We start from the raw sequence: 23,988 nt of genomic DNA, 5'->3' as shown, positions 1-23,988 counted from the left end.
ACAAGCCTGCTCAGGTCTTGTCTTTTCCGCTTTTATTCTAGTCTTATTAGGAAATTCTTATGTCTATTAGCCAACGTACGACCAAGCTCATCTTAGCTACCTGCCTTGCCTGCCTGCTTGCTTATTTTCTTAATCTTTCCTCGGCAGTTTCGGCTGGAATCATCGCCCTCTTGAGCCTATCCGATACCCGTAGAAGTACCTTAAAACTGGCCCGCAATCGGCTCTTTTCCATGCTTCTAGCTCTAGCTATCGGTGTTCTGTCTTTTCACTTGAGCGGATTTCATATCTGGAGCCTTGGCCTCTATCTTGCCCTCTACGTGCCTCTAGCCTATAAGATGGGCTGGGAAATTGGCATCACACCAAGCACTGTTTTGGTAAGTCATCTCTTGGTTCAAGAGTCAACTTCTCCAGATCTTCTAGTCAATGAATTCCTTCTCTTTACTATCGGTACAGGATTTGCCCTACTTGCCAATCTCTACATGCCTTCACGAGAAGAGGAAATCCAGCACTACCACGTGCTGGTGGAAGAAAAGTTGAAAGATATTCTCCAACGCTTCAAATATTATTTATCCAGAGGGGATGGACGCAACCGAGCACAGCTGGTTGAAGAATTGGACACCCTTTTGGAAGACGCCCTCAGACCGGTCTATTTGGATCACTCAGACCACCTCTTTCACCAGACCGACTACCATATTCACTACTTTGAGATGAGACAGCGACAAAGTCGCATCCTGCGAAACATGGCCCAGCAAATCAACACCTGTCACCTAGCTGCCAGTGAGAGCCTGATTTTGGCCCAGCTCTTTTCAAAAATTGCAGGCCAACTAAGCCAGACCAATCCTGCTTCTGATTTGCTAGATGAAATTGAACGTTATCTGGAAGTCTTCCGTAATCGCAGTCTGCCCGAGACAAGAGAAGAATTTGAAACCCGTGCCACACTTCTTCAACTCCTACGTGAAGCCAAAACCTTCATCCAAGTAAAAGTTGACTTTTACCAGAAATATGGACAGTAAAAAAGAAAACTTCAGACCAGTCACCAAAAGTGAATATCTGAAGTTTTCTTTTATTTATAAGTTATCACCATAAAGGTTAGTAATAAAACGAATAAGGCCAAACTCACCAATAAAGTGAGCACCTTTACCAAGGTGTTGCTCTGCCAGTAACTTGGTTTACCAATATTACTAGTGGCATCCATGGAAAATAGTTGATTTTCACGGGGTTGTATGGTTACCAATACAATCAAAGCAAGAGAGAGGACAATAGCTAAAACAATCAGAATATCAGTCATAGGCCTACCTCAAAATTCCTAGCAAAGTAAAGAGTAAACCAACCAGAATCATCAAGCCCAGTAAAAGTGAAAAAGTTTTACTAATCTTTTCCCCTCGGGTTTCTTTTTCTTTCTTGATAGGTTTTTGTTTCAACTCTTCCATGCGACCTTCAACGTCTTTGTAAAATAAATCCTCATCTGACATATTAGCCTCCTAAAACAGTTTGCATGGTTTCCTGATATCGCACCAAGTCAACATAATTGGCATGTTGGCCTTGTTTGCCAAGTGCCTGACGCATTTGATCAACATCTGAAAGAGCCAGTTTAATGGTCTCAACCAAAGCAGAAACTTCACTACTTTCAAATAGATGATCAGGAGCGATATAGAGTCTATTGTGTACCGTTTGGTTGAATCCCAGAATCAAGAGATTGTGCTCAAAGGCCTGACGTACCGCCTGCAACAACTCATTACTGTGGTTTATATCCAAGTAAATATCCGACAATTGATAGAGCTCCTGAATCTTCTGTGGACTAGCATTCTGATAAAGGACCACATTAGGATAGCGAAGCATGTCTAAGAGCTTAGAAGACATTTCTGTCACCGCTGCGATACGGAAGGTAACATCAGGCAAGGCTTCTACAATTGCTTCTACTTGCTCAATCTGATCTGAATTGGTCAAGATTAAGGCATCTCGTCTTAGGAAATTATCACGTTTGAACTGGTAATGATAACCCAAGTGCACAAACTGATCATGGTATTTCTCATTGGTCAACTCTAAAGCGCGTTCATAAGTCTCCTTGTTTGGAATGATGATTTTCTTAGTACGCACATCATCACTTTCCAAAATCAACTGCATATTACCTGGGATAGCATCATAGAGAGGTTCTTGCCAAACCAAAACATCTGATCCAGACTTATCTGGATGATGGAAGGAAACTAAGAAAGGTGTCGCTAGAGTATTAAAGATAAGCTGACTGGTATCGATTTCCAAATCTTGCAAAAAGAAGGTGATAAATTCAACCTTATTTGCAAAGTAACGCATGGACTGACCAGGTAAGGTCAATAATATATCACCCGTCACATGGTTTTCAAGTAAAACTTCCTGACTATTGACATCTTGGTAAACCGTCATCACCGGCTCACTATCTGCGCTAAAGGTTGTTGTAGCAAAGCAAGCTCCGAAGCGATTGTAATGGTCAACCTGACGGACTCTACCTTCCAGGTCTTTCCAATCTACCTGTTTTACCAAGCGAGCCTGCATTCCATCAGCATAATGAATGACGGCCCTCTCCTGCGTCATATCTTCAATACGAGCAGACTGATTATTGCCTGAAATTTCCCAAAAAGCTGGAACAGGGACTTGGTTGAAATAGAGAGGTTTTCCCTTTTCATAGCCTAGATAATAGGTAAAAGGAGAAACCAGACCATCAGGCAGAAAACCATCTGCATCGATGACCACTCCAAGTTGAGACAGTCCAGTAGCCCTGAGACTTTCATGTAAATCTCGACTTTCCTGACTATAACGATCATAAAGTTCAATCATGGAGCACCTCCTCTACTGTTTTCTTCCACTTTTCTAAAATTTCTTCGGTTAAAAAGCCTTCTGCAATTTGATAAGAATGGTCACGCATAGATTCCAAACGATTTTCTTGATACAGTTGACAAATCTTAGCTGCGTAAGCTTGCTTGATTTGGTCTTCTACATGGTCAGATGAACTTGGAATCAAATAACCATTTTGCCCATCTTCTATAAAGGTCTGATTACCATAAGGCACATCAAAACCGATGAGAGGGAGGCCTGAACCAATAGCTTCCATCAAGGTCAAACCAAAGCCTTCACTTGTTGAAGCCGTCAAGTAGACCTCATACTGGCTATAAATCTGCGAAAGTTCCGCATGTCCCTTGAGCTGGATATAATCCTCAGCCTGATGATTTGCAATAATATCTCTAAGCAGAGAATCCTCTCCACCGCTACCATAAATATCAAAGGTTAGTTCAGGAATTTCCTTACGAGCTTCAATAACTGCCTTGACCAACCAATCAATGTGTTTTTCTTTGGCAAGACGTGAAGCAGTAATCAATGAAAAAGGCTTACGTCCTTGACTTGACTCGGTCAAGGAATCAATACTTCCTACAGGAATGGTAATAACCTTTGGTTGGTGCTGGGTGTATTTGGCAAATTGCTCTTGCAACACTTCCTTTTGTCTATCAGTTGATACGATAAAGAAGTCAACCTTATCTGCATTGGTAAACTGATAGTCGTAATAGTTATTCCAAAGGATATAGTCCTCATTTGTAGCATTTTCACTATAATGCTCCGCATGAACAACTACCGCTAGATGAGCTGCTTGTGCTTCCTCAAAAACAACCTGTCCAATGCCTGTCTCCCTATCCAGAATGACTAAATCAGACTTATTTAAATTCAAGGATTTCATAAAAGCACGCATGAAAGCTGGTTTCCCATAGAAAATCTTATCCTTAAAACGATAAATTTCTTCCTTCCCTTGATTCATCAAGATATCATAGGCTGGAGTCCCGTCTTCATTGTAAAAAGTTCGTTGGTATAGGACCGCAACATTGTCCTTGGGAGCAAAATATTCGCTACAATAACGCGTATAAGAAAAGTAATCCTTTCGAATCAAATTTCCTTTAAAAACATACTCTACATACTGGACCAAGTCCTTGTCCTCATCAACCAAATAACAGGTAACAAACTTATCTTGGTCAGAAAAGAAGACACGCAAAACCTTGCCATTCTTTTCTCTACGACTTTCAACACCGTCAAACTTAGACAAAACATCCTCAACCGTCACGCTAGTCGGTGCAATCTTGATATCTGTAAAGTGATTATAAAGCCAGATAACTTGCTCATCATCAAAACCAATATTGGCTGTTAAGTGCTGAATGTTATCCGCTAAAATCATATCTGTAAAGATAAATTTAGAGGGTAAATTCAAACTTCGAAAAATACCGGCACGATAGGCTTGAGCATATTCTACACCGCTACTGGCCCAACCAATTCCTAAATTTATATTGTAAATTGTCATATTTTCTCCTCTTATGGAAAATGAGTTAGAATTTCACCTTTTGGAGTGACCTCAACCAGCCCCATCAGGAGATTCCGTACCATATCAGCACGAATTTGCTCTTTCATCGCTTCAAAACCTGCATAGGCTTCTTGATAATATTCTACAATTGGATTTTTCTGTGCAGCAGATTGGCCACCGATAGCCATAGATAATTGTTGTAGATAGTCTACCTGCTCCACCCAGTTATCATCGATAGCCTTCAGTAGAGAAAGTCGTAAATACTGTTCATACAAGTCATGTTTCTCCAGTAATTCCTTCTTTTCAGAGAGTTCTCTATTCACAACTTGTTGAATAAAGTTGCGGACTTGTTTCTGATTAGATAGGTCTAGATTATCTGGAATCTCCTTTACATGGAAACTGATATTGGTAACAATAAAGTGAAACAGTAATTCACGACTGGCATAGTGTTCAGCCGCTACCGCTTCTGTATATCTCTCGATGATATCCAAAACTACATCTTCTAAGTCACGAGAACCATCTATTAGACGATTGCGTTCCTTGTAAATCATATCCCGTTGAATATTCATACTTTCAGCATATTCTAGAGTCTGACGGCGTGCCGAACGTCCAGCACTATCACTGGCATGCTGAGCCCTTTCGACCAGGTTACGATACTTACGACCTTTGAGAATTTCTGGTTGCGTCATATCTTGAACTTGATAATCTTTATACTTCTTATGAACCCAAGATGGACCAAATTTCTTGATAACATCATCTTCCAGTGATACAAAAAACTTACTCATACCTGGATCTCCTTGACGACCAGAGCGGCCACGGATTTGAAGGTCGATCCGCTGACTTTCCATCCGCTCTGTTCCAATGACAATCAAGCCCCCAAGCTCAGCGACTCCCTCACCCAATTTAATATCCGTACCGCGTCCTGCCATAGATGTTGCTACTGTCACAGCCCCCATCTGACCTGATTCCGCGATGATTTGGGCCTCACGTGCAGCATTATTGGCATTGAGAACGTTATGTGCAATCCCTTCACGGAGCAAAAGAGATGAATAAAGCTGAGACATCTCCACTGAACCTACAAAAACGAGTAAGGGATTTCCCTTAGCATGATACTCTTTGATGTATTCCAAAGACGCATAAACTTTCTCTGGTAAAGTCACATAGAGATTATCGGGATAATCAATTCGTTGCTTAGGACGATTGGTTGGAATCCGAATAACAGCCATATTATATGTCTCAAGAAATTCTTTTTCTGCTACCTTTCCTGTCCCCGTCATCCCGGATACTTTGTTAAACATCTTAAAGAGACTCTGATAGGTAATGGAAGCCATGGCTCTCGTTTCAGGAGACAACTTCACGTGTTCCTTGGCTTCAATGGCCTGATGGAGACCTCCCTGCAATTTGGTCATTTCCATTAAACGACCAGTCCCCTTATCCACCAATACCATCTCATTTCCACGAATGATATAGTCCTTATCTTTAGTAAAGAGTTTATGGGCTCGAATCGCATACACTAAATGACGAGCAAAAACCGCATGTTCTTCCTTGTAAAAATGATCTATGCCTAAGAAGCTTTCAGCAGCCTTAGCCCCCTTGGTAGTGAGCCAAACCTCATCCTTCTCCTCTTTGAAAATATAATCTTCTCCTTCGACTAGCGTTGTCACTAGTGTATCAATGATTGCATAGTAATTAGACTGAACACGGGGAGAACCCGCAATAATCAAAGGAGTTTGTGCACTATCAAGCAAGATATCGTCAATTTCATCAATAATGACATAGTTAAAAGGTCGCAAAAACTTACCTTCTTCATTCGAAGCCAGATTATCATTTAGGTAATCAAAACCTAAATTACTATTGGTTGTGTAAATGATATCCGAAGCATAGATCAGTTTCTTTTCTTCTGCTTTCATTTCCTTCTTTGGATCCCCTGTAAATGGGACCCCAATAGTCAAGCCTAGGAAACGATAAACTTGGCCCATTTCCTCTGCATCCCGCTTTGATAAATACTCATTAGGCGTCACAACCATCACACCTTCTCCTGAAAGAGCGTTCAAATAGACCGACATGGTGGCTGTTAGGGTTTTACCTTCACCTGTATTCATCTCAGCAACATTTCCGTAGTGCATGACAATAGCTCCCATGACCTGAACATCATAGGGGAACATCCCTAAAATCCGCTTGTCTGCTTCACGCACCACTGCAAAAGCTTCTACTAAAAGGTCATCTAAACTTTCTCCCTTTGAAAGACGCTGACGAAACTCCACTGTTTTAGCGACCAATTCTTGATCCGAAAGAGAGGACATCTTGCTTTTTAAGCTATTGATCCTCTTTAAAATCTTTTTCACTTTCCTAAGCTGGAAATCTTGACCTAAACGTCTAAACACTTCTAATCTCCTTGATAGAAAAATGATAAAAAGTTAAGGATTCAAAGCCAGCACTTAAAAGAGAAACTTGATAAGTATAACTATCTTCTGGATAAGTAAATATGAAATCTTTCACTTTTTCTACCTTTTCTTCTAAAATATCACCATAGCGGTCAAAAAAAGTTATCTTGGTATAAACCCCATTTTCAGGCTGACAATCAAAAACTAGTGATAGTTGATACTCATGATTTCTTTTTAGTAAGGGAAGCTGGGGCTGAGTCCGTGCAGCCTGGTAATTGACACTAGAAAACCATGTCTTGAGAATTTCACCAGATGGCAAGAGGGGATTATATAAACGTACACTCTTGTCTGGGTAGTAGGATACATTTGATCCGTACATATAAGTCCCACCAACTTCTCCCCAATGAATGGACTGTCTCTGTGTGATTATCATTCTTTCTCCCTTCCAAAACCACTTGCTAGTACCATCCGATAAAAGTGGATAAACCAAGCAACATTGGTATCTGTATCATCATTGTGTCGACCTGCCGTTCCTTTAGATAAGATTTTAGCACCTGTATTACACAAATAAGTAACTAGTTTCTCATAAGCCTGCGGATCCATATCTTCATCTTTCATGTAAGATAATCCAAAGGTAGTATTGGAAAAATCTGCCTGCTTAAAAGTTTTCCAAAATCGCTGATCCAACTCCGTCATATCTTGCCAACTCGTCCCACCTGTATGGTGAATTAAACAATCAAAAGCTAAGTTAGAGACACCCGGTGCATCCAAACGTCCACGGCTAGCTATGGTTCCTAAATTTGCCAAGGGTTTCCCTAAAATCACAGCATGAGGTTCAAAAGTAGCACCGTAGTAGAGAGAAGGAAACGTTCCCATAGAAAGGCCTGATAAAATCAAATCCTTAGAGGTTAAACCAAGATAATCTAAATAATATTGAATGGTGGCTTTTAACTTACCTTCTAATTCATCACTTCCAAGGTAAAAAGCCCCACCCTCTAAACGAGGATCTGAAAAGAGGAGGAAAGGACATCCCAGACTCTTCATCATAAAGTAGCCCTCGAATCCTTCTGCAGGTCGATAACCTGCAAAATAGACAGCCAAAGGCGGTTTAAAATCACCTGGATGGAAGAAATAGTTTATTTCATCACGCTTAGAATCATGTAGGATATTTCCACCAAGTACAAACTTACCAAATTGTTTTCGACTCCAACGTTGGTGAAGATTACCCAGTTTGATAGTTCCATGGCCTCTTGCTTCAACAGATATCGAGAGAAAGTAATCTCCATCTCGACTATCCATAACAAGTGCTTGCTCCAAGTCTTTTTCAGACACTATGATCTCTTCAAAAATATCATCAACAGATCCACTCCAAATTTTACGGATGACCAAACGAAAGTCACAATTTCCTTGCTTTTCATATTCAAGCCACAACTCAATAGGAAGTGTTTTTTGAACAACTATATTATAAGCCCAATAGGCAAGTTGGGAAAAATCTTGTCCAAATCCACCTTCCAAACTCACATAATCTAATCCCTGATAAGAAATAGCTCCTGTAAAGTTTGGATTCACTTGTATCATCGAAGGAAAGAGTTTATCACCATAACCACCGCCAAAAAGAGATTTACTCAAATCATTGATGAGTTGTTGGGGACTTGAAAAATCAATTGCTTGTGCACATCGTTTTTTAAAAAAATCCAAAACCTCTCTATCATCAGTTTGTAGATTCTGGTTATAAAATAAAGTATAAGGTTCAAAATATTTCACAAAGGAAAATAAGTCTTTGGCATACTGACCATCTTCTATTAAAACGGCATGAAAACGGCTAATATCCTCTTTTTCTATTATTTCACGAAGGGCTACTGATGAGTTGGGATAAAAATGATACCAACTCATATTTTCAGGTATGTCATACCGATTTCCCCAATTGGTAAGTCCTATCTGTAAAATATTAAGTTCCTTTGACATTTTTAACCTCCTCTATCCATTTCTCTAATTTTTCAAGAAATTGTTGTCCTGTGTGCTCCTTAATCTTATCAATCGAATAAATCAAGGACTCATTCCACTCTTTCAACCTATCTGTGTAATAATGTGCAGCCTTAGAAAATTCTGTCACATCTGCTAACAAATAACCATTTTTCAAATGTTCAACATAGGCGGTTTCAACTAGGTTGATTTGAGGAATTCCTGCACTAATACCAGCTATCTGTGTATAGAGATGAGGCTGTCTATTTAAATCCACAATCAAACGGACAAATTCTAGTGTTTTTATCAAATCTAACTCATCATTCAAGTTGACAAACTGGATACGTAAGTCCTGGTGTTGATTTTCTTCCAGAGGATTTTCTGCATCACCATAATCAATCGCCTTCTCCAGATTTTCGGATTGAATGCTTTCTTGGATGAAAGACTCAACAATCCCTTCCACCTCATTCATTTGCTCCTGACTAGCAGCAAAGGCTCCAAAAATCACTTCAGTATCTTTATTTTCAGAGACGAAGGACAAGACTTGAAGTAGAGCTTGATTATCAATCCCCTGTTCAAAATCCAGTTGATAATATATGATGGATTCTTTCTTAGTTTGGCTTCGTCCCAATCGTAATCGGGTGTCAAAAGATGATAAATGATAAAAGTGATGCATTCGTTCAGGATACAACTCCTGCAACAATCGTAAACTATCCTCTCTATCCACCAAAATCAAATCCGATTTTTCAAAAGTTAAATCTAAATCCCTAAAGGTATCTTGAGGATTACGTCCAATGAAAATACTCAACAGTTTCGGATTTTTCTTAGGTAATCGGTCTAAGACAAGCTGATCATGATGAGAATGAGAAGGAAGCATAAAAATATCCTGGTCCTTCACATACTTTTGCAGATAATTCTCAAAAAATTCTGCCACCAAGTCTCCCATGTTTTGGTAAATAAGTGCTTTAAAGCGATAACTAAAAATTGGATTGATTTCTACCCGTCCGCCTTCATTTAAACGCTCTCTGAATTGCCACACTCCCTTGGGATTCAGATATTCTTGATAAGCCACTTGCCCCTCTTCAAAAAAGATAACACTCGATACAAACCCACGGTCATCCATGATATAGTGCATATGTATTTGACCATTCGGTTCAAAATACTGTATATCACTGATGAAGCCTTCAACCCCATGTTCAACCTTAGCAAATTTCTTCCCATTTTTTTGAACGATAATCGTAAAGGGACTATAAATAAATTCACAGTCATCATCCCACTCAATATCTCTAATACTTAACACTTGGGTATGGAGATTATGAAAATCTTGCATAACATCAAAAACGGAATAAGTATCCGTTTCTAACACACCATGTCTATGTAAAAAATAACGTAGATGAGGCTGGTAAGTTAATACTAATAGACGAGAATCTATATCTTGCTCTTGAAAGAGCCGAATCTGGTGAAAGGTATCATCAAACTCTAGACGAAAACGAGAAAAATACCATGGAGTGATATCTGCATGCCATTTCCTCTCAGAACCATACCAAGCTGGAATAAAATAATACATAAAAGTCTCCTAAATCAAAGGTTTATAGGTCTCATTTAGCCTTAAAGCCTTGACCTCGTCTCTAATCGTAAAAATCATGCCCCCAAACATCATAAACAAGCCTGGAATCATTGCCAATCGTAATAACTTTTCATCAAATAAAACAAAAAGCATGGGACCACCTGCCATGATCACATTAAAGAGACCACCTATGACTGAGAAACGAAGGACCAATCGATTAATAAATCGACTAGTGTCCTCTCCTGGATAAATTCCATAAATGTATTCTCCAGATTTTTTCATGCGGTCTGCAATCTCTTCTCCATTCATAGTAACAAATGCAAAAATAATACTAAATAAAAATAAGACCGAAATATAAACATAGACCCACAAAGGCTTCCCAACAATAAATTCCTTTGATAAAGCCGCTAGCCCTGAATGATTAGGGAAAATAAAACCCAGCAAGATGAACAGATAAGCCGGTACACTAAGAAAACTCATCACATACATATAAGGCATCCCACCTGCAGGATTCAGCATGATTTCGAGATAAGAATAGCGTTTAAAACGATTGTGTAAGCCAATTTTATTAACAGGAACCAAATAGCGAGCTCGATACATAATGGCAAGTAAATAAGAAAAGACAACGGTTAATAAAGCAAGTAACACAATAATCCCTGTTGGAATATGAACCGTTTGAAATGTTTCAATAACATCCTGAGGGATATTTAAAACAATACTGGATAGGAGGATTACAATAGAACCCCCAATCCCCATACTAGCATTTAAATCTGACAACCAAACAAGAAAAAATGTTCCTGCTATCAGCAACAAGGTATTCATTAGAGCAACCAAAATTGCCGAATAGGAGGATTGAACTGGTAAGCTCAAACTAACTGCCAAGGATTGAATAACAGCAATTAGCAAGGTCAGATACATTTTTCGTCGATCTTGAATTTCAATCGCTGTAGAACTTAGCCCCAATTTTTTAGAATATGAAAACATCTGCCACAAAATCATAGCTGACATCCAAGGGGAGAGTCCAACAGAAAAAATTGACAAACTTCTTAGATTTCCACCTGTTAGGGCAGCTGAGAAGGCTAGATAGGCTGTTGAACCTCCTAAAAAATCTTTACTATTTAGGTCAACAAAAGGGAGAGTAATACGACTTCCCAATACATAGATAAACAGTAGAAATAAGGTAAATAGTCCTTTTTTTACTGCTATTGACGAATAAATCTTAGTCACAAAATACTCCTTTATTAGCTTTGGGGTCAAATCTCACTTTTATTATATATTATTCTTACACTAAACGGTAAAGGTTATTCTTCTAATTTCTTAAGACTTTAACCATTTCCTCAGGACTTTCTACAGAAAAAATACCATCGTAAATACTATCATCTGAGGATTTCCTAGTATTATCAAACGTAAAGATTTTTACCCCTCTATCTCTGGCCTTGGATAAGACATCTAGAACCTCTGCTCCATGATTAATATCTAAATAGACAGTTGTATCATCTAAAAGCCATTCAATTCTATTATGAATGATACTCTGATAAAGAGTTACATTTTCATAAACTGATAAGTTAGTTAGAGCAGGGGCACAATATACTGGAGCTCCGATATTAAAATGCCAATCAGGTAAAGACTTTATTAAATATTCCAAGTGTTCTACTTCTAAAACCCATGTTACAATAAAAACATTCTTCTTAGATTGATTGCTACGGTCAAAATAATTAAGATTTGCTTTTCCTGATATCATTTCAGACCAGTCTAAATCTCTATAAGCCCACCACAATTCTCGAAGACGCGATACACTATACGTGTTCCAAGGTTTATCATGACTTGCAAAATGTGTTATTACTGGTCTACAATATTTCAAATTTTCTAGATTTCCTGATGTATTAAGGAAATCTAGTCCTATTAATTTATTAAAATCATAATCCAATTGCAACCATCGATTTTCAAAATAAATGTTTAAGATACTTTGGTCTGCCATTTGAACCTGGTCTTGCTTTTCTTCGGTTAATATCAATAAGTCATGTGTAATATTTTGTTCTCTCCACATATCATTATTGATTAATAACACTCCAGCATTAAAACCATTAATAGATAATTCCCATCCATAATTATCTTGTACTGCTGCTATAGGATATCCATTTAGATCTAATTCAAACAAGGGACTTAAATCTCCACTTACAATTAAATCACAATCAAGATAAAGCGATCTACTATCATTTATAACATTAGGAATTAAAAATCTATAAAATGTTGCATAATTTATATGATTCGCCGTTTTAAAGTCTTTAAAGCCATTAGACTCCAAATGAATATTTTTAATGCTGGAATCAAAATGTTTTAATTTAGGAACTAATAATTTAAACCATTCTGGCGCTATATCACTATTTAAAATATAAAAATCAACTTCTGTATTATGACAAAGAATCGATTTAATTGTTGTCTCTAATTGAACTAAATAAGCATTATCCGCTGCTAAGACAATTGATTTCCTCATGACTCTCCTTCCATAAAACTTTTAATCATTTCTACCATTTCATCAGGCCTATCATGATGACAAATACCAGCATATGATTCTTCAGGTATAGTCAAGCAACGTGTATTATCGAAAGTTAGTATCGGCTTTTCACATTTCTTTACTAAATCATAAACATATACTAGTTTCTCATCTAAATTTAAATCTAAATAAATATCGGAACTCTTTAGAAGTTTTTCCACTAAAATAGGAAAAGAATTAGGGTAAAGAGTCACATTTTGAAACCTAGATAATCTCTTTAATTCATCCGACATAAAAGTATGAGCAACAATATAAAAATGTACTTCTGGCAATTGTTCAACTAGATAATCAATTTTTTCTACACACCAAGAATTGGTTAAATTCATGCAAGTTAATGCTGGTTTATAAATATCTGCAGAATAAAAAACATCCTTTTCTTTCCAGCTAGATACTATATAACTCCATTCCATAAAAGAATATTTCCACCACTCTTCTCTCAAACGTCCAACCGAAAACTGCTTCCATGGTTTATCAGGAGAAATATAGTGCAAAATTTTTGGAAGAGGTGTTAGTGGAATTTCAAAAACAAAAGCATGATTTTTTTCAGCTGCACCAGCATCAAAACCTACTTGAAAATTATAGGTATCCTCTAACTGGTAATAACTACTTTGAAAAAGAATATTGAGAATAGATTGATCTCCTTCCCCCACATTTTCATGTTCTTTTTCCGTTAATTCAACTAACTGCTGACGCATATTATTTGATTTCCATTTTTTATTGTCTATCAATAGAACTCCTGCGTTAAAACCAACACCTGCTCCAAAGCAAGAGCGAGTTGCAGCCAAATAATTTTCACCTAAATCTAGTTCAAACAAATCGGTCAAATCACCAGTCACAACCAAATCACTATCTAGATAGAGAACTTTATCTTCTGTTACAAAATCTGGAATAAAATAGCGTGCAAAAGTCATATGATTAATATGAGGTAGCTTGTTTGACCAGTTCATTTGAAACTGTTGTCCTATTAACTTGCAATCAATCAAGTCGCCCCCCATCTCTTGAATATACATTCTTAATCTACTGAACCATTCTTGAGGAATGTCCTTGTTTAGTATATAAATTTTTAAGTGACTATTGTGTCTACAGATTGATTTCATAGCTGTTTCGATTTGTCGAATATAAGCGTAATCACCTGCAAATACTACTGCACGTTTGGTATTTCCCATTTTAAATCCTTATCATTTATTCTAACTAACATTACTTATTGTCCTACATACATTAAACCAAATAGATTTTATTCTATCATCTTTACATAAAATCAAAATCACTTTATTCACTTACTTATCAAGCAAACATAATGTTTCCTTAATCCATCGCATCGTATCTGTTGATGATAGATCTTTATCTTCAAGTTCTTTTTTTCGAAATTTTAACAGAGATACAAAATTGTCTACGTATCGACCAACATCTATATTTCGAGCAGCAAGAAGAGCTATAAAATTTTCGCGCTGTTGTAAATCACACCTGACTTTGAGTAAACTAAAATGTCTCGTCGAGCCTTCACCTGTTCTATAAACATAACTATCTCTATTAATATAGACAGACTTAGGTGAGATTAGATAGATTTTAAACCAAAATTCCATATCTTCACCTAAACTAGTTAGAGAATTAAAACGAATATCTCCTAGAATATCTCGTCTAACTAACTTTCCACTTACAAAACGATATGAATAATCAAACGAATCTAAATCAATTAATTCATTGATCAGTTCTAGATGATGAAAGACTCGTTTATCGTAACCTCGTTGAAAAGAATGAACATACCAAGTATTATCTTCCATAGAAAATCTTTTATATGTTGAAATTGAGACTGACGCAGATTCGGATACTAGAGCAGAATATAGAACTTCTAAATAATCTTCCTCAACCCAGTCATCTGAATCAACAAACGTTAAATAATCACCTCTGGAGTATTCAATCCCTAGATTACGAGCAGAGGAAACTCCGCCATTTTCTTTCCTATAGTAATGAAAACGGGAGTCCCTCTCTGTATATTCCTGACAGATTTTTCCTGAATTATCTGTAGAACCATCATCAATCATAAGCACTTCAAAATGTGTATAAGTCTGTTCAACAAGACTTTCCAAGCAAACTCCAATATAACTTTCAGTATTATAAACTGGAATAATAACACTAATCAAAGATTCCATACATTTCACCTAAAATCTTAAAATTATAGAATAAATCTTTATTTATCTAGCAATATAGTTGTTGGGCAGTCTCTATGTAAATCATGAAAATGTTTCTTTGAATTCCTGTTTATAATAGACTCATTTTTATTAAAAATATCTATTTTTTAGAGAGATACCCACATGAATTTCTCTATTTTTTTAAATGTTCAATCAAAATTGTGAACTCACTTATCATACTTATTTATTATTCTAATATCCTTGCAACAATCTGATTGTTATAGGTTTCATCCTCAATAAATTCAATATCTTGGTCGAAATTATGTTCAGCAGTATGTTTATGTGAAAATTTAACCTTGGTTTTAGCACCCATCTTCATCCACTCATACTCTGAGTCAATATGACCAATATCTAGAACCCTATAACCTTTCTTAAAAAGATTATAGGATAAAATTTTAGCTGTAGGGCCAAGCATACATAAAATAAGACGATTTTCAGCATACTGTAATACCGCTTCTTGAATCTCTTCTATGCGCGAAAAAGCATTTTGAGAAGGACAGATAATCCGCTTAATTGAACTTGCTCCATCAAATAAATCATTGCCTACACCTGAACGAGAAGTTACTCCTTCTACAATCAGAATGTCCTCATCCTTCCAAATATGTTTTAGTTTTTCAAATTGACTGAATGATTGCGATTTATCCATATAGTCAATGTATGGTCGAGATACAAATGTAGTCCCATACCAATTTGCTCTAGCTAATTCTACATAATCTTTTAAATGATGTTCTAAATGTCCCTTCCAAAAGGCTTCCGCTGCTGGTGTAAAATTTGAACGATCAGAAAATACATTTGGTAAACCAATAACTAATTTTTCATCACTTTGAAGAGAAATAATCTCTTTCAACTGACTTGCAAGGTTTTCATCATAAACTTGATAAGGAATAGATTTTCCTAACATTAAATCCATCTCTCCATCTCCAAAACGGATAATAGAAGATTGGTTTTCTATTATATAATCTAGAGTTTGATCAATATCCTTAACCATAATCGCTGGTCTTCTTGCTTGGAATGTTCCAGAAATAATATTTTCAATGTCTTCCACCATACGTTCGGGTACTTTTGAAGAGTATATATGTTGTTCAAAAGAGCCATGTTGGGTACTATCAAAAGAGAAGATGATTTTATTCATTTCATGAGCTGACTTCACAATATCATGTGTCGAATGACCACAGCTAATATCCAAATACAAGCCCATTCTTACTTTTAATTGTTCTAATTTTTCTGATGTTATAGCTGGATGTAAACGAATATTTTGATAGTTATTTTGTAGTTCATATAACTTAGGCCCCATATCTGTCCAGGCTGCTACATCAAAGATAACCTGTGGAAGATATTGAGCTAAATAATCTAATTGTTCAATGTCCTGTGTATCAGTAAATATTAAGCAATGAAATGTCTCCTGATTATAATCTTTTAAAAACCGAGAATGACTAGCATAGTCTTTGATAGCTTCTATCATTAAATTGACATTTTCTTTATCAAATACTATTTGATCATACATTCCATGCTGTGTATTAGAAAAACTTAAGATAGGAATCCCAACGTTACAAACATCTTTCAAAATACTTTCAACTTCTAATCCCTGATGGATATCCAGATAAATATCCACTTTTCTTTTCAGTTTTTCCAAGACAGGAGGAACAATCTGTGGATGCAATCTCACATTATCATAGACAGCTAATTTTATCAGATTATCACCCATATCCGTCCAAGCTGCGATATGAAAGACTACATCTGGTAGAGCCGTAACTAGCTCTTCTATCCCTTCTAAATCTTGGGAATTTGTCAAAGTTAAACAAGAAAATTCCTTATCTAGAGGCGATGTCATTTCAAACTCTCCTATATGGTGTTGTAAAATTTGATTCCACTCCAAATCATGAAATTCCCACCATAAATCACGATAACGGTTGGCTATCAAGGTGGTCCATGGCTTTCTGTAGGTCGTAAAATGAATCACCACTGGTTTATCGTTAAAAGCCAGATGTTCCTGCCAATTATTATACAAAGCAACCACATCATGTCCTACTTGTAAATTATAAGCTCTACCTAGTTCTAACCAATCATCTTGTAAGACCTGATTGAAAATCGTTTGATCACCATTAAAATGCTCAAAGCGACCTTCTTCAACTTCCTTTGTTGTTATTATAGACTGTTCAATTAACCGTTCTTTTAGATTCTCTTGACGCCATTTTTCATTGTTGATTAGTAGGACGCCAGTATTGAAACCTTGACCATTTGCATCTCTAATCGCTGCAATATAATGTTCTCTTACATCCTGCTCAAATAGACTGTCTAATTTATCATTAATAAGTAAGTCACAATCCAAATACAACACAGTATCTTCTTGTATATAGTCTGGAATAAAGTACCTAGCATAGGCAATCGAACTAATGTGAGCCTGTTTTTTCCAATTCTGAAACACAGCTTGTTCAGGTAGTTTAACATCGATAATGTCACTACCTAACACGCGAGCTATTTTTCGTGGTTTGCGGAACCAATCTGGCATGATATCTTGATTTAAAATATAAATCTTAACATCTCGATTGTGGTATAGGATAGATTTTATGGTTGTTTCTAACTGCGTGGTGTAATTACGATCACCAGCTAATACAATTGTTTTAATCATCTTGTTCTCTTAATCAATTCCTAAGTGATAAATCGCATCTACCAATAGCTTTTTAGTGAAATAGCCCTCTTTCAGCAGATAACTAAATGTCTTGATACGATTCGTCATTTCTTGATATTCTTCTACATTCATTTTATCAACTATCGCATGAACTTCTTCTAGGCTATCTGCCACGAAGCCCAATCCTTGATCTACTAGAAATTTAGCAGTTGATAAGCTGCTCGGTACAATCACTGGGATACCAGCTGTTAGATAGGTACTAACCTTATGAGATATATTCAAGGTATAGTATTGGTTACTTTCTCCCTCATTTTGATGGGTTCCCCAGACAATGCCAAATCCACCCTTTGATAATTCTAGCAACAATTCCTCATCTTTTTTCCATCCTTCGATGCTGAGATTTCTAGCACTTGAACTAGCTTCCCCTTTATTTGAAAATACTCTTAAAGGCGTATCTTGAGACCAATTTTGCAAGTCTGGGAAACGCTCTAAACTTCCAGCAAAAAAGAGTTCTTTTTTAAAAGTCGGAGTGTATAAGGATAAATCATGAGGATGATCCCACATCCCTTGAATGAGAATTTTCTTAGTTGTCAAGCCTTCTTCTATCAGCCGCTCCTTCATCTGTTCAGATGGAACAATCAAAACGTCCGATAGATTATACATATACATATACTCTTTCATGAGATAATAGTTACTATCAAACATAAGAGGGACAACATCATGAATAAAACAAATAATCTTTACTTGCATATCCTTTAATTTGTCAAAAAAGAGACGATCAAACTCAAAGCCATTCCAAGTAGGAGATTGAAAGACTAGGATATCACCAATAGAGATACTAGCCATAATCCCATCCAGACGTTTATTCATTTCAGAAGGACTATCTGAAGCAATATTGTAAAAATAGATACCGACTTCTCTAAATCCCAGTTGGCTGGCAATCTTTTGAACAGCATTTTGAGCTAAAATGACGGTACTATCACCTGCCATGCCGTATAAATTCGTTAAATGTAGTTTCATATTGTATTATCTCATTATTTATTAATATCTACAGAAGTAAAGATAATTTTTCCATCATCCTTCTATAAATCTCCGTAAACTGCATATTTTGTTCTTCTAACTTCGCTATCACTCTTTGTAATCTATTTTTATAAATTAAAATATGATTGGTCAAGTCATAATTCAAACTTGCTAAAATAGCGAGTTTTTCTTCCCTAGCCTCGATTTCATCATATATACGCTTTTCACTCCATATATTTAAAGTACCAGATAAACCAATACGGTACCAATAAATATAACTGTTTAAATAGACAACCCGTGAAGCCTTTAGAAGTACTTTCCACGTCCAGTAAGTATCTTCCGCAGTTTTTCCTAAAGGAAATGGCAAATTTTCTAATAGCTCTCTCTTGAATAATTTCAAATAAGCTACAGTCCAATTCCCATTTCTCATTTCTTCGACACCTTCTCTATCTATGATTTCTTTTCCTTCTATCACCTCAAGAGAATCATCTGGATTAGAATCATAAAACAAATATTGGTAACGTGATTCATCGTAACAATTATAACGTCCGATACTAATATCCGCATTTTCTTTTTTCAATGCACCATATAACAGTTGTAAAGCGTCATTTTCCAACCAATCATCCGAATCTATAAAAGTAATATACGCCCCCCCGAACGTTCAATACCTAGATTCCGTGCTGATGATACTCCACCATTTTCTTTTTCAAGATAACGAAAACGTACATCTTTAGCAACATACTCTCTACAAATGTCAGCAGAATTATCTGGTGAACCATAGTTTATCAATAAACACTCAAAATTCCGATATGTTTGGTTCATAATACTATCTAGGCACTGTCTCAAATAATTTTCAACATTGTAGATTGGAACTATAATACTAATCAAAGTTTTACTTTCATAATCTGCTATTTTAGATAATAGTTTTTGTTTTTCTTGTTTGTATAACTGTTTATACTGATTATTCTCTGGTACAAATTCTATGTCATGATAATTCAAATGTAAATATTTTATTTTTTCAACTAATAATTTTGTTACATCACTCTCATCTTTAAAAAACAAGTCATACTTTCCGAATATCTTAAATACATCTAATTTTTCTTCTGAAAACTCTTTAGTAGTAATTGAGTTTGGACGAATCCTGTAACCATAGATAACTTTTGGTAATTTAATCCATTTTCCTGAATAACTTACCAACTCAGGAACAACTGCTAAATCTTCAAATATCCATCCCTCTGGAAAAAAATCTTCTGTTAATAAACTTTTTCGAAACAATTTTGGAAAAACGCTAACTCTCAACTCATTTAATGCAAATTTCCCCAATTTGTCATCCTTGGTCATTAATGTTTGTTTCTCAAAATCATGACAGACTCTATCCACCTTTATTTCATCATGGAAATTTTCAATCATTCCTTCTATAACATCAACATCATCTTCGATGTATTCTATTAAAGTTTCTAAGAAATCAGGATAAATATAATCATCACTATCTACAAAGGCTACAAAAGTAGACTCTTCTCTAATATGACTAATCCCTGTATTTCTAGCCCCACTTAAACCTTTATTAGATTGATTGATTAGTTTGAAACGATTATCTGTTAGATACTCTTCCGCTATTTGTTGTGAGCTATCTGTAGAACTATCATTAACCATAATGCATTCAAAATTTTTATATGTTTGTTCACTAATACTATCCAAACATTGTCGCAAATAGTTTTCAACATTGTAGATTGGAACTACAATACTGATTAATTCATTCCCCATACTATAATCATTTTTCTCCTAAAAATCTTTTTATCTCTGTCACCATTCCATTTGCATCTTCTGGTCGAAAAACTTTACTAAATCCACTTAAATCATGATTGGTATTCTCAAAAGCATAGACAGGTTTATTCTCTTCTATTGCTCTATTAACAATACCATCTACCTCTCCCCAATGGTTGATATCTAAATAAATATCTGATTTCTTCAACAAGTCCTCAATAATATCATCATGATGAACATTTGTGTATATATTCACGTTTTCATAACGATTGAAACTTTCAAGATAATCCGAAATATTTGTTTTAGCTGCTATATGAAAAGCTACTTCTGGAAGATTCTGAACAAGATAGTCTAAATTTTCTAAAGTGTCTGAAGCTGTTAAAGTGAAAACGTGAAACTGGTGTTGTTTCCTAGGAGTGATTTTCAAATCCTCTTGAGAAGTAACGATAGAATTAGCTGGTATATCTTTATAAATCAGGGCATTTGCTCCAATAATGACATTATCTCCAATCGTCACTCCTTTTAAAATAACAACATTAGTCCCAATCCAACAATTTTTTCCAATAGTTATTTTGTCAGCAGTAAATTTAATTTTTTCGATATGGTAATTTGAATATTTATGGTTATGGTCAAAAATCCTTACTCCATCTCCAAACATAGTATCTTTACCGATTTCAATTTCTTTACCACAACGAATCGTACAATGATCATTAAAGAAAACTCTATTTCCAAGTGTTAATTTAGCATTATCAGATACTTCCAAACTTATAAATGAACGCAATGTAACATCCGTTCCTAGTTCAATAGTAGCAGTAGGAGATATCTCTATATGATGAAAATCTCCTAATAACTTTACAGAATCTTTAAACTCCATGTCTATCTTCCACTTCTCTTAATTTTTCAATCATTGCTTGAACTTGGTCAACAGCATATACTTTCTGACCCGCTTCGTAGGATTTTGTATTCTCAAAGGATAAAATAGGTTTCCCAAGTATTGCAAATTGATTGAGAATTTCTTCTGTCTTTTCACCATGATTAATATCTAAAAGTACTTGACTGGTTTCTACCAATTCATTATCAACATCTACCAAATAGTGAATTCCATTAAAAATAGTCACGTTTGGATAAACCGTCATCTGAGCCAATCGATCACTAACCATCACTCTAGCAGCAATTTTAAACTGAATATCTGGTAAGGATTGAACCAATGTTTCAATTTGTTCAATATGGTCTGATGCTGTATAGATGAGACAAGTGAACGGTTCCTTTACAGGATAAAGGTGAGATTTTTGTAATGGATGTAAATGATGATTTTGTCCCAATTCTGTCCATTCTAGATTATGGTAATACCACCAAACATCACGATAGGTTTGAGCCGCCAAGTTCTTCCACGGTTTCCTATGAGAAAGATAATGAATAATACCAGGATAATCCTGACCTGCAGGTAATTGATAATCAGTGAACTGCTTATGAATAACAATATGATTATAATCAAAGTCTAGTTCCAGCCATTTATGCTCAAAAAGCATATTCAAGATACTCTGATCTGCCTGATCCACCTTATCATGCCATTCATTGGTCAAATCAATCAACCTTTGAGTCATCTGTTCTTGTTTCCACAGGTCATTATTGATTAAGAGAACACCTGCATTAAAAATTTCCCGACCGAAATAGGCTCTTCCCCCGAAATCTCTAACAGCAGCCAAAGGATAATCTTGTAAGTCTGTAGCAAACAAATCATCCAGATTTTTCGTTACAACTAAATCACAATCCACATATAGAGCTTTATCTTCTTTCACGAAATCAGCTACAAAATAGCGTAAAAAAACTGTGTAACTAATATCCGTTTTATAACGTGAAATTTGCTCAGAAGTCACCCGACAATTAATCATTTCTGAATCAAACTTCTCTAAGCGCTTATTTATTTGCTTAATCCATTCATTAGGAAAATCGCTATTAATCAGATAAAAACGAATCGAGCGATTGTGGTAACAGATAGATTTAATCGTGGTTAATACTTGGTCTACATAGGCATAATTCGCCGCTAGGACAACGGCTTTCTTTTGTGTATTATTAATTTTTTCAAGTTTGTCTAGTAGATATTTTTTTGTCTCAAATTTTTTATAAGTAGGAGTTTCTTCTAAGCCACTGACCTTCCCGTTAGAAAGACTTCCTTCTAACATCTGACGATAAATAGCTAAATGTTTTTCTAAAGGATATCCTAGATTAGCCAATAAAGTGATACGTTCAGACATGGAATTAACCAAGGCATGCATCCATTTTTCTGTCCAAGTTCTAGATAAACTATTATTTCTGATGCGATAAGAATAGATTCCTTTATGGATATAAACAATCTTTTCTGCCAACAGATAAATCTTTTGATTGAGGTAACCATCCTCTCCTAATTTACCTATGTCGAAGCGTAACTGCTCGAACAATCCTGCCTTATAGAGTTTACCCCAAGCAGATATCAAAGCAAAATTCTTCATTTCTTGGGATTCATATAAGTTCTCAAAGATAGAAATATTGTCATATACTTTCTCATAATAAGAGTCTCCTAATATATGAAAATAGAACATTCCTTCACTTTCGTTGAAAGAATAATAATTACCTACTGCAATATCAGCCTGATACTGTGTTATTTTTTTGTATAGGGTTTCTACATAATCTAACTCAATCCAATCATCTGAATCCACAAAGGTCACATAATCTCCGGACATATTTTCCAGACCGGTGTTTCGTGCAGCAGACAGGCCAGAATTTTCTTGTTCTATATAGATAATTCGGTGATCTATTTCTACAAATTCTTTACAAATCTCAGCTGAAGCATCAGTAGAACCATCATTAACGACAACGATCTCAATATTTTTATATGTTTGAGCAATAATACTATCTAGGCATTTTCTTAGATAGCTTTCCACATTGTAAACCGGTACAATGACCGTTATTTTATCATCCACTAGCGATTTTCTCCTTATATTTATTATACAATTTTTTAGTCAAAATTTCAGCTATATAATAGTAAAAACCCCTTGAAAATTCTACTTTTTCAAGGGGTTTCTATGATTTACGTGCACGAGTTAGTTTAGCCTAAATTTATAGGTTATCTTACTCTTCTTCATCACGTTTACGGCGTTTCGCAACCAATCCAATACCTGTAACTGCTGCTAAAGCTCCTAAAAGCACGGATGATTTGGAAGCTTCTGTACCTGTATTCGGCAATTGCTGTCTAGTCTTACCTGCTGACTCAGATGCTGATGTGCTTGCTGATTGGCTTGCACTTGTTGATGCTGACTCAGAGGCACTTGTGCTTGCTGATTGACTCGCACTTGTTGATGCTGATTCTGACGCACTTGTTGACGCTGATTCAGAGGCTGATGTGCTTGCTGATTGGCTCGCGCTTGTTGATGCTGATTCTGACGCACTTGTTGACGCTGACTCAGAGGTGCTTGTGCTTGCTGATTCAGAGGCACTTGTTGATGCCGATTCAGATGCACTTGTTGATGCTGATTCAGAGGCTGATGTGCTTGCTGATTGGCTCGCACTTGTTGACGCTGATTCAGAGGCCGATGTGCTTGCTGATTCTGACGCACTTGTTGACGCT

18 protein-coding genes and 2 pseudogenes are annotated in these 23,988 nt (G+C 36.0%); 1 reads left to right on the top strand and 19 read right to left on the bottom strand.

What is annotated here, in order from left to right; genetic code table 11:
* The first annotated feature begins 59 nt into the window (after positions 1 to 59).
* Entirely contained in the window at positions 60 to 1,013 is a 954-nt protein-coding gene (locus B7696_RS06825; protein WP_084862906.1) for an aromatic acid exporter family protein, read from the top strand.
* 50 nt (positions 1,014 to 1,063) lie between these two features.
* Here the strand turns inward: B7696_RS06825 and asp5 are convergent, their stop codons facing one another.
* The 19 genes and pseudogenes from asp5 to B7696_RS06730 all read right to left on the bottom strand — a co-directional run.
* Complete coding sequence (asp5, locus tag B7696_RS06820; RefSeq protein ID WP_084862904.1) at positions 1,064 to 1,288, bottom strand: accessory Sec system protein Asp5; 225 nt, start codon at positions 1,286 to 1,288, stop codon at positions 1,064 to 1,066.
* 4 nt (positions 1,289 to 1,292) lie between these two features.
* Positions 1,293 to 1,472, bottom strand: a complete 180-nt coding sequence (gene asp4 / locus B7696_RS06815) for an accessory Sec system protein Asp4 (RefSeq protein ID WP_045604814.1) — start codon at positions 1,470 to 1,472, stop codon at positions 1,293 to 1,295.
* A gap of 1 nt (position 1,473) precedes the next feature.
* Positions 1,474 to 2,811 carry an accessory Sec system glycosylation chaperone GtfB gene (gtfB, locus tag B7696_RS06810; protein ID WP_084862902.1) on the bottom strand — a complete coding sequence of 446 codons (1,338 nt, stop codon included), beginning with the start codon at positions 2,809 to 2,811 and terminating at the stop codon, positions 1,474 to 1,476.
* On the bottom strand, positions 2,804 to 4,315 hold the full coding sequence (gtfA, locus tag B7696_RS06805; RefSeq protein WP_084862900.1) for an accessory Sec system glycosyltransferase GtfA: 1,512 nt from the start codon (positions 4,313 to 4,315) through the stop codon (positions 2,804 to 2,806). The genes gtfB and gtfA overlap by 8 nt, the downstream gene beginning before the upstream one ends.
* A gap of 11 nt (positions 4,316 to 4,326) precedes the next feature.
* Entirely contained in the window at positions 4,327 to 6,699 is a 2,373-nt protein-coding gene (gene secA2 / locus B7696_RS06800; RefSeq protein ID WP_084862898.1) for an accessory Sec system translocase SecA2, read from the bottom strand.
* Complete coding sequence (gene asp3 / locus B7696_RS06795; protein ID WP_084862896.1) at positions 6,692 to 7,132, bottom strand: accessory Sec system protein Asp3; 441 nt, start codon at positions 7,130 to 7,132, stop codon at positions 6,692 to 6,694. The genes secA2 and asp3 overlap by 8 nt, the downstream gene beginning before the upstream one ends.
* The gene (asp2, locus tag B7696_RS06790; RefSeq protein ID WP_192856295.1) at positions 7,129 to 8,664 is read right to left on the bottom strand and encodes an accessory Sec system protein Asp2; all 1,536 of its coding nucleotides are present in this window, start codon (positions 8,662 to 8,664) and stop codon (positions 7,129 to 7,131) included. The genes asp3 and asp2 overlap by 4 nt, the downstream gene beginning before the upstream one ends.
* Positions 8,648 to 10,228: an accessory Sec system protein Asp1 gene (gene asp1, locus B7696_RS06785; protein ID WP_084862894.1), complete on the bottom strand. Its 1,581-nt coding sequence runs from the start codon at positions 10,226 to 10,228 to the stop codon at positions 8,648 to 8,650. The genes asp2 and asp1 overlap by 17 nt, the downstream gene beginning before the upstream one ends.
* A 9-nt stretch (positions 10,229 to 10,237) precedes the next feature.
* Positions 10,238 to 11,455: an accessory Sec system protein translocase subunit SecY2 gene (secY2, locus tag B7696_RS06780; protein ID WP_084862892.1), complete on the bottom strand. Its 1,218-nt coding sequence runs from the start codon at positions 11,453 to 11,455 to the stop codon at positions 10,238 to 10,240.
* 82 nt (positions 11,456 to 11,537) lie between these two features.
* Positions 11,538 to 12,722 carry a glycosyltransferase family 8 protein gene (locus tag B7696_RS06775; protein WP_084862890.1) on the bottom strand — a complete coding sequence of 395 codons (1,185 nt, stop codon included), beginning with the start codon at positions 12,720 to 12,722 and terminating at the stop codon, positions 11,538 to 11,540.
* A complete protein-coding gene (locus tag B7696_RS06770; protein WP_084862888.1) occupies positions 12,719 to 13,948 on the bottom strand; it encodes a glycosyltransferase in 1,230 nt (409 codons plus the stop codon). The genes B7696_RS06775 and B7696_RS06770 overlap by 4 nt, the downstream gene beginning before the upstream one ends.
* Positions 13,949 to 14,059: 111 nt before the next feature.
* Positions 14,060 to 14,932, bottom strand: coding sequence for a glycosyltransferase family 2 protein (locus tag B7696_RS06765; RefSeq protein WP_084862886.1), 873 nt, complete (start codon positions 14,930 to 14,932; stop codon positions 14,060 to 14,062).
* Between the two features lie 226 nt (positions 14,933 to 15,158).
* Positions 15,159 to 17,600: an SP_1767 family glycosyltransferase gene (locus tag B7696_RS06760; RefSeq protein ID WP_084862884.1), complete on the bottom strand. Its 2,442-nt coding sequence runs from the start codon at positions 17,598 to 17,600 to the stop codon at positions 15,159 to 15,161.
* Positions 17,601 to 17,609: 9 nt separating this feature from the next.
* On the bottom strand, positions 17,610 to 18,620 hold the full coding sequence (locus B7696_RS06755; protein WP_084862882.1) for a sugar transferase: 1,011 nt from the start codon (positions 18,618 to 18,620) through the stop codon (positions 17,610 to 17,612).
* A 28-nt stretch (positions 18,621 to 18,648) separates the two neighbouring features.
* Positions 18,649 to 19,508: pseudogene (locus B7696_RS10650) on the bottom strand (glycosyltransferase family 2 protein).
* A gap of 468 nt (positions 19,509 to 19,976) precedes the next feature.
* Positions 19,977 to 20,384, bottom strand: a pseudogene (locus B7696_RS10645) (glycosyltransferase family 2 protein); the annotation flags it as partial.
* Between the two features lie 7 nt (positions 20,385 to 20,391).
* Positions 20,392 to 21,258 carry a DapH/DapD/GlmU-related protein gene (locus B7696_RS06740; protein WP_084862877.1) on the bottom strand — a complete coding sequence of 289 codons (867 nt, stop codon included), beginning with the start codon at positions 21,256 to 21,258 and terminating at the stop codon, positions 20,392 to 20,394.
* Positions 21,248 to 23,344 carry a glycosyltransferase gene (locus tag B7696_RS06735; RefSeq protein WP_084862875.1) on the bottom strand — a complete coding sequence of 699 codons (2,097 nt, stop codon included), beginning with the start codon at positions 23,342 to 23,344 and terminating at the stop codon, positions 21,248 to 21,250. Before B7696_RS06735 ends, B7696_RS06740 begins: the two co-directional genes overlap by 11 nt.
* A gap of 148 nt (positions 23,345 to 23,492) precedes the next feature.
* Positions 23,493 to 23,988, bottom strand: a 496-nt coding sequence (locus tag B7696_RS06730) for an LPXTG cell wall anchor domain-containing protein (RefSeq protein ID WP_142358831.1), incomplete at its 5' end; no start/stop codon positions are given.

The organism is Streptococcus mitis (genome assembly GCF_002096815.1).
GTDB classification, from domain to species: domain Bacteria; phylum Bacillota; class Bacilli; order Lactobacillales; family Streptococcaceae; genus Streptococcus; species Streptococcus mitis_AD.
This window is presented reverse-complemented; position numbering and strand designations above follow the sequence as displayed.

Coding starts and splice junctions, on each gene's coding strand:
- B7696_RS06825 (WP_084862906.1), top strand. CDS start 60: ATGTCTATTAGCCAACGTACGACCAAGCTCATCTTAGCTACCTGCCTT.
- asp5 (WP_084862904.1), bottom strand. CDS start 1,288: ATGACTGATATTCTGATTGTTTTAGCTATTGTCCTCTCTCTTGCTTTG.
- asp4 (WP_045604814.1), bottom strand. CDS start 1,472: ATGTCAGATGAGGATTTATTTTACAAAGACGTTGAAGGTCGCATGGAA.
- gtfB (WP_084862902.1), bottom strand. CDS start 2,811: ATGATTGAACTTTATGATCGTTATAGTCAGGAAAGTCGAGATTTACAT.
- gtfA (WP_084862900.1), bottom strand. CDS start 4,315: ATGACAATTTACAATATAAATTTAGGAATTGGTTGGGCCAGTAGCGGT.
- asp3 (WP_084862896.1), bottom strand. CDS start 7,132: ATGATAATCACACAGAGACAGTCCATTCATTGGGGAGAAGTTGGTGGG.
- asp2 (WP_192856295.1), bottom strand. CDS start 8,664: ATGTCAAAGGAACTTAATATTTTACAGATAGGACTTACCAATTGGGGA.
- asp1 (WP_084862894.1), bottom strand. CDS start 10,228: ATGTATTATTTTATTCCAGCTTGGTATGGTTCTGAGAGGAAATGGCAT.
- B7696_RS06775 (WP_084862890.1), bottom strand. CDS start 12,722: ATGAGGAAATCAATTGTCTTAGCAGCGGATAATGCTTATTTAGTTCAA.
- B7696_RS06770 (WP_084862888.1), bottom strand. CDS start 13,948: ATGGGAAATACCAAACGTGCAGTAGTATTTGCAGGTGATTACGCTTAT.
- B7696_RS06765 (WP_084862886.1), bottom strand. CDS start 14,932: ATGGAATCTTTGATTAGTGTTATTATTCCAGTTTATAATACTGAAAGT.
- B7696_RS06760 (WP_084862884.1), bottom strand. CDS start 17,600: ATGATTAAAACAATTGTATTAGCTGGTGATCGTAATTACACCACGCAG.
- B7696_RS06755 (WP_084862882.1), bottom strand. CDS start 18,620: ATGAAACTACATTTAACGAATTTATACGGCATGGCAGGTGATAGTACC.
- B7696_RS06740 (WP_084862877.1), bottom strand. CDS start 21,258: ATGGAGTTTAAAGATTCTGTAAAGTTATTAGGAGATTTTCATCATATA.